The following is a 12,975-nucleotide window of genomic DNA, read 5'->3' on the forward strand; positions in this document are numbered from 1 at the left end:
TAAATCCCTCCGACATCTTTTTACAACATTATACAATAAATTCTATATTATTGTTTTATTTTTCTGAAAAATAAAAATACTTTTCGGTTTTATAGTATGCAAGATATATTTACAAGATAAAAAATTGATAGTAGGGGGCCGCGCTCTATGTTTATCAAGATAAAAGACTAGTGAAACTAAAACAATAAACAAGAGCAAAATGCACAGAATTCTCATTCTGCGGGTAGTTACTTTTCTTGGCTTGATGGTTATGTAACGTGATCCCTAAAAATGAATATTGCTTTTCAACGCTTTTTCATGCAAATGAGTAGAACGTATGGAGGACTATGTATGTGTTGTTAATGAGAGGAAAGAGTGTATTGCGTAAAGAAGATAACGTAATTTTACCGCACGGAAAAGCTAAATTTAGTATATAAGTGAAATGGAATGAGGGGATTTACTTTTTGTTGTGAAAAAAATTTTCTTTTTATAACTTGATAAATGAAAAAATATTTTATATACTAATTCATGTAAACGGTTTACTAAATCGTATTTTGCTAGAAATGAAGGGAAGATTCGCATGGAAACAAGGGGGAGAGTAATCGGGATTGATATCGGTACCACAAGTACAAAAACGGTTGTGTTCACAGAAAAAGGAAAAGTCATTGCATCACATGCAATCGATTACCCAATTATTCAACCGAATGTAGGATGGGCTGAGCAAGATCCTGATGTAATATGTGCCGCTGTATACAAAAGTGTAAGCGTTGCCATTGGAAAAGGTAATGTATTACCAGAAGATATTTCTTCAATCGGTATTAGTACAGCTATGCACGCATTAATTGCAGTAGATGAAAATGGTGCGCCATTAACGCGTTCTATCATTTGGGCAGATAATCGAAGTACGAAGCAATCAGAAAAATTATTACAACAAATGAATGGGCATGAAATTTATAGACGTACAGGTACACCGATTCATCCGATGTCACCACTTTCTAAATTGTTATGGATGAAAGAAGAGGAACCAGAGTTATATACAAGTGCCTATAAATTCATTTCCATTAAAGAGTATGTGATTTACCAATTATTTTCACGCTACGTAGTTGATTATTCGATTGCTTCTGCTACAGGGTTATTTAATTTAGAAACATTAAACTGGGATGAAGATGTTTTGACTATGTTACATATGTCACCAGAACAATTATCAACCCCTGTACCCACTACATATATTTTATCAGGTATGAAGCCAGAATTAGCACAGAAGATGGGGATAAGTGCAGAAACACCAATTGTCATCGGAGCAAGTGATGGGGTTCTTGCAAATGTAGGAGTTGGTGCGATATCACCGGGTGCGGCTGCAATTACGATTGGAACGAGTGGTGCGGTTCGAACAATCTCATCAAATATAAATACAGATGAGAAAGGGAGAACGTTTTGTTACGCATTAACAGATGAGCACTGGGTAATCGGTGGTCCAACGAATAACGGCGGAATATTACTGAGATGGTTACGTGATGAATTTGGTAGTCCAGAGCAAGAAGTAGCAAGAAAGCTCGGCATTGATCCTTATGATTTATTAATTAAATATGCAGAAAGCGTACCAGCTGGAGCGGATGGGCTATTGTTTTTACCTTTCTTATCTGGAGAACGCGCACCTTACTGGAATGCCAACGCTCGTGGTACATTCTTTGGAATCAATCTTCAACATAAACGAGAACATTTTATACGTGCAGTGATGGAAGGTGTTTGTATGAGTGTATATTCAGTAGCACTCGCAATCAGGGATTGTACAGGGCCACTTACTGAAATACGAGTTTCAGGAGGGTTTGCAAAATCTTCATTTTGGAGACAAATGTTGTCCGATATGATGGGAAAAGAATTGTTTGTACCTGAAAGTCATGAAGCATCTGCGCTTGGGGCAGCGGCAGTTGCTTTATATGCTGTAGGAAAAATTGATTCTCTTGAAGAGGTAAAGGATTGGATTGATATTGTCCATCATCATGTACCGAATAAAGAAAATACGGCTATATATTTAGAAATGTTTTATATGTATGAACGACTTTACAATCGCTTGAAAGAAGAATTTGATTGTATAGCTGCTTTCCAACGTAAACAATAGGGGGATTGGGAGAAATGGTAGTTGGGATCGTACTAGCGGCAGTTGTCATACTACTTTTACTTATTACGGTAGTAAAATGGCATCCATTTGTCGCATTAATTTTAACAGCAATTGGTGTAGGTTTAGCAATGGGAATGCCTTTAATTGGAACTTCACCAAAAGATCCAGGGATTATTGATTCTATTAAACTAGGGCTTGGTAATACGTTAGGCTTTTTAGCGATAGTTTTAGCACTAGGAACGATGCTTGGAAAAATGATGGCCGAATCTGGCGGTGCTGAACGTATCGCTAACACATTAATTAATCGTTTTGGGAAGAAACGAGTTCACTGGGCGATGATGTTCGTTGCATTTTTAGTAGGGATTCCGGTATTTTTCCAAGTTGGATTTGTCCTATTAATTCCGTTAGTATTTACAATTGCGTTAGAAACTGGGGTATCACTTATTACAATCGGTATTCCGCTAGTAGCAGGACTGTCAGTCGTACACGGACTTGTTCCACCGCATCCAGCGGCAATGGCGGCAGTTGGTATTTTTAAAGCAGATGTAGGGAAGACAATTTTATATGCGTTAATTGTCGGACTTCCAACTGCAATTATTTCAGGTCCACTTTACGGGAAATGGATTGGTGCTCGTATACATAAGGAAGTACCATTAGATATAGCGGAGCAATTTGTTGAAAAAGATAAGAAGAAAGAACTTCCTAGCTTCGGAAATACATTGTTTACTATTTTACTTCCAGTATTTCTTATGCTTGGTGCATCCATTGCTGAAGTAGCATTAAATAAAACGAGTCAACTTGCACAAGTGTTACACTTTATTGGAGATCCAATAGTCGCTTTATTAATTGCAACGATTTATTCTTTCTTTAGCCTTGGTTATGCAAAAGGATTTTCTAAAGATAAAGTATTACAATTTACAAATGATTGCCTTGGACCAATTGCAAACATACTGTTAGTAATTGGTGCAGGTGGCGCATTTAATAAAGTATTATTAGATTCTGGAATTGGTACTACAATTGCTGAAATGGCGAAAGAATCACATATTTCACCAATATTACTTGGATGGGGAATTGCTGCACTTATCCGAGTTGCGACAGGATCGGCAACTGTTTCTATGATGACAGCAGCTGGTATTGTTGCGCCGATTGCAGCAAGTACACCAGGTGTAAATGTTGAATTATTAGCACTTGCAACAGGTGCAGGGTCATTAATTTTATCACACGTGAATGATTCAGGATTTTGGATGATTAAAGAGTATTTCGGAATGACTGTGAAAGAAACGTTATTAACATGGACTGCAATGGAGACTATATTATCTGTAGTAGCACTTGGGCTAATTTCGATATTAAATATATTTGTATAGAATAGGAGATTGATTAATATGAAACTAGGATTAATTGGATTAGGAAAAATGGGATTCCCATTAGCTGAACACTTACATGAAGACAAGCATGAAGTAGTTGTATACGATGTAAATAAAGAGCTTGTAGAAAAGGCAGGAAAACTAGGAATTACTGCACGTCATACATTAAAAGAAATGATCGCTGAATTAGAAGCTCCTCGTACGATCTGGGTAATGGTGCCTGCAGGAGAAGTTGTAGAGTCAGTATTAAAAGATGTGTATCCGTTATTAGATGAAGGTGATATCGTTATTGAAGGTGGAAATTCATTCTATAAAGATACGTTACGCCGTGCTGAAGAAGCAAAAAGCTTCGGATTACATTATGTAGATATCGGTACATCTGGCGGTGTAGAAGGAGCTAGATACGGTGCTTGTTTAATGGTTGGTGGAGAAAAAGAAATTTACGACCAATTAGAACCTTTATTTAAAGATTTAGCAGTAGAAAATGGCTATTCTTATGCTGGCCGCGTTGGTAGTGGTCATTTCTTAAAAATGGTTCATAACGGTATTGAATACGGCATGATGCAAGCAATTGCTGAAGGATTTGAAGTACTAGATAAGAGTGACTTTGATTTCAATTATGAAGATGTTGCAAAAGTATGGGCGAACGGATCAGTAATCCGCGGTTGGTTAATGGACTTAACTGAAAAAGCATTTGCAGATGATCCTAAACTTGATGGCATTAAAGGTGTAATGAACTCTTCAGGAGAAGGGAAATGGACTGTTGAAACTGCGCTTGAGTTACAAGCAGCGGCACCAGTAATCGCGATGTCATTATTTATGCGCTATCGTTCTCAGGAAGATGATGCATTCCATGGAAAAGTAGTTTCAGCACTACGTAATCAGTTCGGTGGACATGAAGTTGTAAAAAAATAAGGATGTTTTTGAAAAGAAACTTGTGCATAAGCGCAAGTTTCTTTTTTATAGTTTAAGAAATTACTAATTTAAAAATACCAATCAATCATCGTTTTTTTGTCACAAATGACAGCTTCAACATTCATTGATTGAACAATATATTCTATATTTTCTTCTTTAGCTAATAATAAGGTTGTAAAGGAATCGTATATACTCATAAACGCATACTCATTGTCTTCTCCAGTAATAATTAACTCATTATTGCTAATGTCCCAAATATCTAATGGAGTAGTATTATTTACCTGTAATAATCCGTTTGTATCAAGAATTGGTTCAGAGAAATATAGATTTTTTGCACCTTTAGAACCGAGGAGTTTAAGTAATTTGTGTAATAAAAATATAGACGTATAATCTTCTGTTGGATAATAAAGATCGTTTTTTAAGTTTGAATGTAGCTTTTCAGCTAAATCCTCTCTTTTATATTCTTCTGAAAAGGCACTAATGGAAGTCAACATGGCCATTGCTAGGTCTGCGTATGAATGTAATCCACTACAAGACATCGTTTCCTTCCAAGAAACGGATTTCCCATTGTGAATGATTTCTTCAGCGCTAGGATAGATGTGCTCATATGGTCTTTTTCTCACAGACTTTTCCCATCCTAAAGGCATTTGGACAAATGGATGTAGCAATATAGCTGCAGATTTAAAATTACTTGGTAGTTGTTCTAAAATTGGTGATTTGTCATCTAGCCAAATGTAATCCAACAAAACATAACCTCCTCTTAGACTTTGAAATGTACGGATTCCCGTATTATGTTTTTTTGTATTGATTGTATCAAATATAAAGCGAAGCATGAAATATGTCCCAACATAAAAGTAAGAATAAATAAAATGAAGTTTTCATAAATAGTAAAAGGGTGCTTATGTCATCAGTATAGCTAAAAAATGTTGTTACATATGAGAAGAGCGTGTTAATAAAATATGAGGTGGTTAAATGGGAAATGAGCAAGTGAAGTCTGTAAAGGAAGAAAAAAAGTTATGTCTTTGTATGATTGTCAAAAATGAGTCTAGAATTATGGAAAGATGTTTAAATGCAACAAAATCAATTGTAGATTATGTTTCTATTTGTGATACTGGATCGACGGATAATACGCCTGAAATTATAGAAAATTGGTGTAAGGAAAATGAGATACCTGGGACGGTTCATCATGAGCCGTTTAAAAACTTTGGTTATAACAGAAGCTTAGCAGTTTCATTAGCGCAAAAAACATATCCAGAAGCGGATTATTTATTAATATTAGATGCGGATATGATTTTAGAGGTTGATCCGAATTTCGATAAAACGAGCTTAACGGAAGATCATTATCTTACATTGCAATATGATGTTCATATTAAATATTGGCTTACACGTCTATTAAAAGCTTCTTTACCATGGAAATCTGTCGGTGTTACTCATGAGTATTGGGATATAGATCGCTCAAAAGTTGGAGCGAATTACAATACGAGGGTAGATCGGTTAGAGACTCTTGTCGTGAATGATCCCGGAGATGGCGGGAGTAAAGCTGATAAATTTGAAAGAGATGAGAGGTTGTTGTTACAAGGAATAAACGACCCAGAAACAACGCCAGATTTGCATATAAGATATTTATTTTATTTAGCCCAAACTTATTTTCATTTAAGTCAATTTGAAGATTCGATTAAATGGTATAAAAAACGAGTGGAAGCAGGGGGGTGGGTTGAAGAGGTATTCTATTCGTTATTGCGAATAGGATTTTGTTATGAGCAGTTAGCAAATCGTTCAGCAAATAAACAAAATGAAGTGACAGATGCTAATGAAAAAGAAACTGTTAAAGGGCAAGAAGAGCAATATTTAGCATTAGCTGTTTTTTATTTTCAAAAAGCGTGGGAATATAGACCAACTCGGGCTGAACCATTATACCAACTTGCAAGGTTGTATCGATTACGATCTCAAAACAATATTGCTTTGATGTATGCTCTGCAAGGGAAGGAAATTCCTTTTCCAAAGGATGATCTTTTATTTGTAGATTATCATGTGTATGATTACTTATTTGACTATGAAATTTCTATTAGTGCTTTCTATATACCTCATAAAAAACATTTAGGGGCCGTGTCGCAAAAGTATTTGGAATCGATTAAAGAAGAGATTCCATTTCATATAGCAAATGTAGTAGAGAATAATGCGAAATTTTATTAAATACATTTTTGGTTAAAGGAGTAGTGGAGTAATCATGGAATTAATGCGATGGGCGATTGAACTAGGAGAATCGGTGCATGGAAATACGTATGAAGAATTGATGCCACTACTAGACTATTATTATGACCGTGATCATTTAAAAGCGTATTGTATCGCAAATCTTCTTTTAAACATGGATGTATTAGATGAACATCGTGAAAGAATCGAATTAAGAAGATGCATCGCTGCTTATTATGCTGGATTATATAAAGTAGCAAGAAAACATGCAAATGAGTTAGTGCTTAAACATCCGGATGTAGATTTATATAAAAATAATTTAAAATTAATGGAAGCTTATTTGAATAAAGAATATGATTATTGTCTTTTTATATGCCCAAAGACATACGGTAGTTTCATAGATGTTGCGCGAGCTTTAAAGTGGCGGTTGGAGCAGGAGGGAAATACAGTAATTATATCAGAAACAATACTAGAAAATGTAAAGAATACAGTTGTTTTTGGAGCACATACATACGCATATAACCCGAATCTTCTTCCGAAAGATGCAATTATTTATAATTTAGAACAGCTATACGAAGGAAGTCCATATGCACACCCCCTTTATTTAATATTATTAAAAGATAGAGTGATTTGGGATTATAGTAAACAAAATATAGAATGGCTAAAACAAAAAGGGGTAGGAAAAGAAATAAAACATGTAAAAATGAACTATGCTCCAACTTTGGAAATAAAAAAAGATGCATTTGAAGATGACATTACTGAAGATATTGATATTCTGTTTATAGGTGCTCTTAATCCGAGGCGGCAAGCTATTTTTGATCATCTAAAAGCGATTGCCCCAAATTTAAATATAGTTTTTAAAAATAATGCGTGGGGAATTGTTAGAAATGAATTGATTGCTAGAGCTAAAATTATATTAAATATTCATTTTTACTTATCAGGAATTCTTGAAACACCTCGCGTGTCTTATGCAGTCGCAAATAAGAAATTTATTATTTCTGAAAATAGTAATCCAGAAGATGAGGTAGAGTGGCCGGGAATTGTATTTACTCCGTACGAAAAAATAATTGAAAACGTAATGAAATATATAGAATTACCAGAAGAACGGAAAAAATTAGCGGGAAAAGCATATAATCATTTTGAAGCAAATGAAAGTTTAGGTACATTGAGTCTCAGAGATGAAACGAAGTAATTGTGCGAAACTCATACGAAAGTATGAGTTCTTTTTTGTTTATCATACTATTTTATGAAACAAGTTAACTCTTTATATTGTGTTTTGTATAGAAATTTCTGATAATATATAAGTAGAACTTGAAAACAAAGGGGAGAAATAATCATGAAACTAGTCGTTATTAACGGTACACCAAGAAAATTTGGTAGAACTCGCGTGGTGGCAAAATATATTGCGGATCAATTTGAAGGGGAATTATATGATTTAGCAATTGAGGAGTTACCTTTATACAATGGAGAAGAGTCACAACGTGATTTAGAGGCAGTAAAAAAATTGAAAACGTTAGTGAAAGCTGCGGATGGGGTTGTATTATGTACACCAGAATATCATAATGCGATGAGCGGTGCGCTGAAAAACTCTTTAGATTACTTAAGTAGTAGTGAATTTATTCATAAACCAGTTGCGTTGTTAGCGGTTGCTGGTGGAGGTAAAGGTGGAATAAATGCATTAAACAGCATGCGAACGGTCGCTAGAGGTGTTTATGCAAATGCCATTCCAAAACAAGTTGTGCTTGATGGATTACATGTGCAAGATGGTGAACTTGGGGAAGATGCCAAACCATTAATTCATGATGTAGTTAAAGAATTAAAAGCATATATGAGCGTATATAAAGAGGTGAAAAAGCAACTAGGAGTGGAGTGATATGTCCTCACTTTATCATGATTCTCGCTTGTATTACATTCTAGGGGCCAATAGTCTATCTGCTATTGGTTCCGGAATTGTTATGATAACGATTCCGTGGCTGTTAATTAAAGAGAGTGGAGGAGAGACAACATTTGGTTATGTTTCTATCATTGCAACCCTCATTATGTTTTTATTAACACCATTCATTGGGCAAAGTATTGATCGTTTTTCAAGAAAATCTTTATTGCTATGTAACGAAGGAATCGGAATTGCCGTAATTGGAATAATGGTTATATGGGGATTTGCGGGGCAACCTTATCATTCTATTCACTATATTCTTATTTATATAGCCGGATCATTCTACTATTTATTATTTTATCCTACAATATTTGCGTTCAACCAAGAGATATTTCAAGCGGAACATTATAAAAGTTTAAGTGGAACGATGGAAATACAAGGACAGTTAACACAAGTTATTTCTGGAGCGGCCGCGAGCTTCTTAATTGAAATTGTATCTTTGAAGTGGATTTTGTTAGTAGACATGTTAACTTTTGCTGGAGCATTTTTTCTTTTCTTATGTATACCGTACGTAAAGAAAAAAGAAGTGAAAAGAAAAATAACATTTAAGAAGCAATTGTTTGAAGGAATTCACTTTATGAAAAAACGTCCTAAGCTCTTTTGGTTCTTACTGGCTACTTATATGCCGTTTATAGGTGTCATGATGGCAAATTATTTAATACCCGTGTATATTTCGGATATACTCAAAGCCAATGCCTCTGTATACGCAATAGAGGGCACGATGTACGGTGTCGGAGCGGTTGTTGCAGGAATCTGTATTCCACTCATAATGAAATATGTCAAAACAGAAGTTTCAATCGTTATGACGATGTTCATTTATGTAATTTCAATTACCGCAATGAGTATTGAACCTTCCGTAATTTTCTTATATGGACTTGCAATTTTTCATGCAGTTGGAAATGCGGGTACAAGAGTGGCGAGAAATGTATTGATGATGGAGGAAATTCCAAATGAAGTAATGGGACGTGTAGACAGCTTATTTCGCCTAATTGGTACTGGAATACGAATTTTATTATTAATGTTGTTTACAGCGGGTGTATCTAAAGTCGGAGTCATGCTGCCGTTTTACGTATTAAGCTGCATATTGATCTTCTCATTAGGAATCGCTATTTATTATGTACTATCACAACGTAAAGTAGCGGCGCATGTTTCTAATAAATCAATCGTTTGAAAAAACACTTCTGCCTCCCTTTCTTTTTCTATATAATAACAAGAAAGGGAGTGAATACTTATTTATGAACAAATGGATCTTTCTTATGATTTTATTATTACCGCCACTATACATCATTTATATGACGTTTCGAATGAACAAAGTTGCTCGTGAAAAGTTGAGCTATCACTCTCCGTACGTTCTTATACTGGGTGCAAAGTTATTTGGGGATAGACCGTCTTTATCTCTTCAAAATCGTTTGGATGTAGCGTTGGAGTATTTATTTTCCCATCCTGAAGCGAAAGTAATTGTTTCAGGTGGTCAAGGAGAAGATGAAGATATACCGGAAGCTCATAGCATGAGAAATTATTTAATGGTACACGGTATAGATGAGAGTCGTATTTTAATAGAAGATCAATCTACAAATACGTATGAAAACTTAAAATTTAGTATGGATTTATATAATGTGAAACATGCGGTAGTTGTAAGTAATACATATCATTTATATCGAACGAAAATAATTGCAAAGCGTTTAGGTATGAAGATGGAGGCGCTAGCTGCTGAAACACCAATTCGTTCTAAGAGAAAAATGTATGTTCGCGAATATGCTGCTATTATGAAAACAATATTGTTCGACCGTTAGAGCTCAAATGCGAGCTCTTTTTTAATTTAAAAGCGTATCATTTGAAATGAATGCCATCTTCCATCAAAATAAAGGAAACAACAGTAAAGGAGTTGTGTTTGTGATTCAATTTAATCATGTGTCAAAATCGTATGAAGATGGCACGAAAGCAGTGGATTCATTGCATTTAGAAATTAAAAAGGGAGAATTTTTCGTTCTCATCGGTCCGAGTGGTTGCGGGAAAACAACGACAATGAAGATGATTAATCGTTTAATCGAAACGACTGAAGGATCGATTTTAATCGATGGAAAAGATATTCAACAATATAATATAAACGAATTACGTTGGGATATAGGATACGTGTTGCAGCAAATCGCTTTGTTTCCTCATATGAAAATCGCTGAAAATATTGCAGTTGTTCCAGAAATGAGGCAATGGAGCAAAAAGGAAATAAAAGCACGCGTCGATGACTTGTTACATATGGTTGGATTAGATCCGGATATATATCGAGATCGTATGCCTGATGAATTGTCAGGAGGACAAAAACAACGTGTCGGTGTCGTGCGAGCATTAGCCGCAAACCCGAAAATCGTTCTTATGGATGAACCATTTAGTGCGTTAGATCCATTAAGTAGGGAACAGCTTCAGAAGGATATTGTACAGTTGCAAAAAAAGATTCAAAAAACAATCGTGTTCGTAACACATGATATGCAAGAAGCATTATCACTTGGAGATCGCATTTGTATTATGAAAGAAGGAAAAGTTGTTCAACTAGATACACCAGAAGGAATTATACATAATCCGAAAAATGAATTTGTAGAGGAGTTCATTGGAAATCGTGGACGAACTTGGTATGAGGAGAAAAGTGTAGCAGATGTATTGCCACTTGATCAAAGTGTGCAATTAGAAGGGCAGGCACTATCATTACATTCTTCTTTACAAGAAGCGTTAGTTCGTGTGCGTGATGAGGAAATCGTTCCAGTTGAAGAAAACGGTCAATATATTGGAGCGTTAACAAGTCGTCATATCGTCAATTACATTGTTGAACAAATGAAGGAAAGAGGCTAAACAGTGACTAATTTTATACAAACGTTCCAAGAACGAAAAATAGAATTACTAACTGCATTAAGTGAGCATTTACAAATATCGCTTATTTCATTATTTTTTGCAGTAATTATAGCGGTGCCACTTGGCATTTTATTAACAAGAAAAGAACGAATGGCTGAATTTATAATAGGAACTTCTGCAGTAATGCAGACAGTGCCATCACTTGCATTACTCGGACTATTAATTCCGTTAGTAGGAATCGGAAAACTTCCAGCGATTATTGCATTAGTTGTGTATGCACTATTACCTATTTTACGAAATACATATACAGGAATAAGGGAATTAGATGAATCACTAATAGAAGCCGCGAGAGCTATGGGGATGAATAGTTGGAGAAGGCTGTGGAAGGTAGAGCTTCCTCTTGCATTGCCTATCATTATGGCAGGTATTCGTACAGCGATGGTATTAATTGTTGGAACGGCTACATTAGCAGCTCTCATTGGTGCTGGTGGGCTCGGTAAGCTTATATTATTAGGCATAGATCGAAATGATCATGCACTTATCATTTTAGGGGCCGTACCAGCCGCGTTACTCGCTTTATTCTTTGATATAGTACTTCGCATACTTGAACGACCGAAACGCTCTTCTAAGCGTGTTATATTGACGATATGTATAGTTGTAGTAATGATTGCTTCTCCATTTCTTTGGAGTACAGAAAAGAAAGATATTGTTATTGCGGGCAAACTTGGATCAGAACCTGAAATTTTAATTCAAATGTATAAGCAGCTTATTGAACAAGATACCGATTTAAACGTACAATTAAAACCAGGTCTTGGAAAAACAGCATTTGTATTTGAAGCGTTGAAATCCGGGGAAGTAGATATATACCCAGAATTTTCAGGAACAGCTTTATCTACTTTCGTGAAAGAAGAACCAAAGAGCACAAATCGTGATGAAGTATATGATCAGGCTCGCATTGGAATGGAAAAGAAATATAATATGGTTATGTTGAAGCCAATGGAGTATAACAATACATATGCACTAGCCATGCCGAAAAAAATAGCAGATCAAAAGAATATAAATACAATTTCTGATTTAGGGAATGTTGCGCAGGAAGCCAAAGTAGGGTTTACATTGGAATTTGCTGATCGTGAAGATGGTTATAAAGGAATGCAAAAATTATATAACTATAAGTTCTCGAATGTTAAAACGATGGAGCCGAAGCTGCGTTATAGCGCAATTCAATCTGGAGATGTTAACGTAATTGATGCATATTCAACAGATAGTGAATTGGAGCAATACGGACTGAAAGTGCTAAAAGATGATAAAGGGTTATTCCCACCTTATCAAGGAGCACCATTATTAAGAAAAGAAACGTTACAGAAATATCCTGAACTTGAAAAGGTATTAAATAAATTATCTGGAAAGATTACAGATGGAGAAATGCGAAAAATGAATTATGAAGTTAACGTAAATGGTAAAAGTAGTGAAGAAGTCGCAAAACAATTTTTAGAAAAAGAGAATTTACTTCGTTAAATTTACAAGAAATATACAAATTTATATGTTTGAAATGACCGTTCATTACAAAATGAGCGGTTTTTTTGTGCATACTTATACATTTTTTCAAAAAAGTATTCCATTTTTGTTCATTTTCT

At 35.2% G+C, this 12,975-nt stretch carries 11 protein-coding genes; 10 read left to right on the forward strand and 1 reads right to left on the reverse strand.

Translation table 11 applies throughout. From position 1 onward, the window contains the following. Window positions 1-559: 559 nt before the first annotated feature. The 3 genes from gntK to gnd are packed head-to-tail and all read left to right on the forward strand — an operon-like array spanning window position 560 to window position 4,377. Window positions 560-2,098 (forward strand): gluconokinase, encoded by a 1,539-nt coding sequence (gene gntK, locus BM089_RS07150; RefSeq protein ID WP_090976464.1) that lies wholly within the window; start codon window positions 560-562, stop codon window positions 2,096-2,098. Between the two features lie 14 nt (window positions 2,099-2,112). Next, window positions 2,113-3,462 carry a GntP family permease gene (locus tag BM089_RS07155; protein WP_139213224.1) on the forward strand — a complete coding sequence of 450 codons (1,350 nt, stop codon included), beginning with the start codon at window positions 2,113-2,115 and terminating at the stop codon, window positions 3,460-3,462. 18 nt (window positions 3,463-3,480) lie between these two features. Beyond that, a complete protein-coding gene (gene gnd / locus BM089_RS07160; RefSeq protein WP_090976467.1) occupies window positions 3,481-4,377 on the forward strand; it encodes a phosphogluconate dehydrogenase (NAD(+)-dependent, decarboxylating) in 897 nt (298 codons plus the stop codon). 68 nt (window positions 4,378-4,445) lie between these two features. On the opposite strand, the gene BM089_RS07165 is transcribed toward gnd, so the two are convergent. Further along, window positions 4,446-5,210, reverse strand: coding sequence for a DUF2711 domain-containing protein (locus BM089_RS07165; RefSeq protein WP_139213225.1), 765 nt, complete (start codon window positions 5,208-5,210; stop codon window positions 4,446-4,448). Between the two features lie 139 nt (window positions 5,211-5,349). Between BM089_RS07165 and BM089_RS07170 the strand changes: the two genes are divergently transcribed. From BM089_RS07170 to BM089_RS07200, 7 genes are all read left to right on the forward strand, one after another. After that, window positions 5,350-6,570 (forward strand): glycosyltransferase, encoded by a 1,221-nt coding sequence (locus BM089_RS07170; protein WP_090976471.1) that lies wholly within the window; start codon window positions 5,350-5,352, stop codon window positions 6,568-6,570. A gap of 34 nt (window positions 6,571-6,604) precedes the next feature. Then, on the forward strand, window positions 6,605-7,759 hold the full coding sequence (locus BM089_RS07175) for a CgeB family protein (RefSeq protein ID WP_000422334.1): 1,155 nt from the start codon (window positions 6,605-6,607) through the stop codon (window positions 7,757-7,759). 144 nt (window positions 7,760-7,903) lie between these two features. Next, window positions 7,904-8,440, forward strand: a complete 537-nt coding sequence (locus tag BM089_RS07180) for an NADPH-dependent FMN reductase (RefSeq protein WP_000780355.1) — start codon at window positions 7,904-7,906, stop codon at window positions 8,438-8,440. Between the two features lies 1 nt (window position 8,441). Further along, on the forward strand, window positions 8,442-9,671 hold the full coding sequence (locus BM089_RS07185) for an MFS transporter (protein ID WP_053564593.1): 1,230 nt from the start codon (window positions 8,442-8,444) through the stop codon (window positions 9,669-9,671). 64 nt (window positions 9,672-9,735) lie between these two features. Next, on the forward strand, window positions 9,736-10,293 hold the full coding sequence (locus BM089_RS07190) for a YdcF family protein (protein WP_001045718.1): 558 nt from the start codon (window positions 9,736-9,738) through the stop codon (window positions 10,291-10,293). A 100-nt stretch (window positions 10,294-10,393) separates the two neighbouring features. Continuing rightward, window positions 10,394-11,341: an ABC transporter ATP-binding protein gene (locus BM089_RS07195; RefSeq protein WP_090976473.1), complete on the forward strand. Its 948-nt coding sequence runs from the start codon at window positions 10,394-10,396 to the stop codon at window positions 11,339-11,341. A gap of 3 nt (window positions 11,342-11,344) precedes the next feature. Continuing rightward, a complete protein-coding gene (locus BM089_RS07200; protein WP_090976475.1) occupies window positions 11,345-12,856 on the forward strand; it encodes an ABC transporter permease/substrate-binding protein in 1,512 nt (503 codons plus the stop codon). Window positions 12,857-12,975: the final 119 nt, after the last annotated feature.

Origin of the sequence: Bacillus sp. 5mfcol3.1 (assembly GCF_900114335.1) — a bacterium.
In the GTDB taxonomy this organism is placed as follows: domain Bacteria; phylum Bacillota; class Bacilli; order Bacillales; family Bacillaceae_G; genus Bacillus_A; species Bacillus_A thuringiensis_S.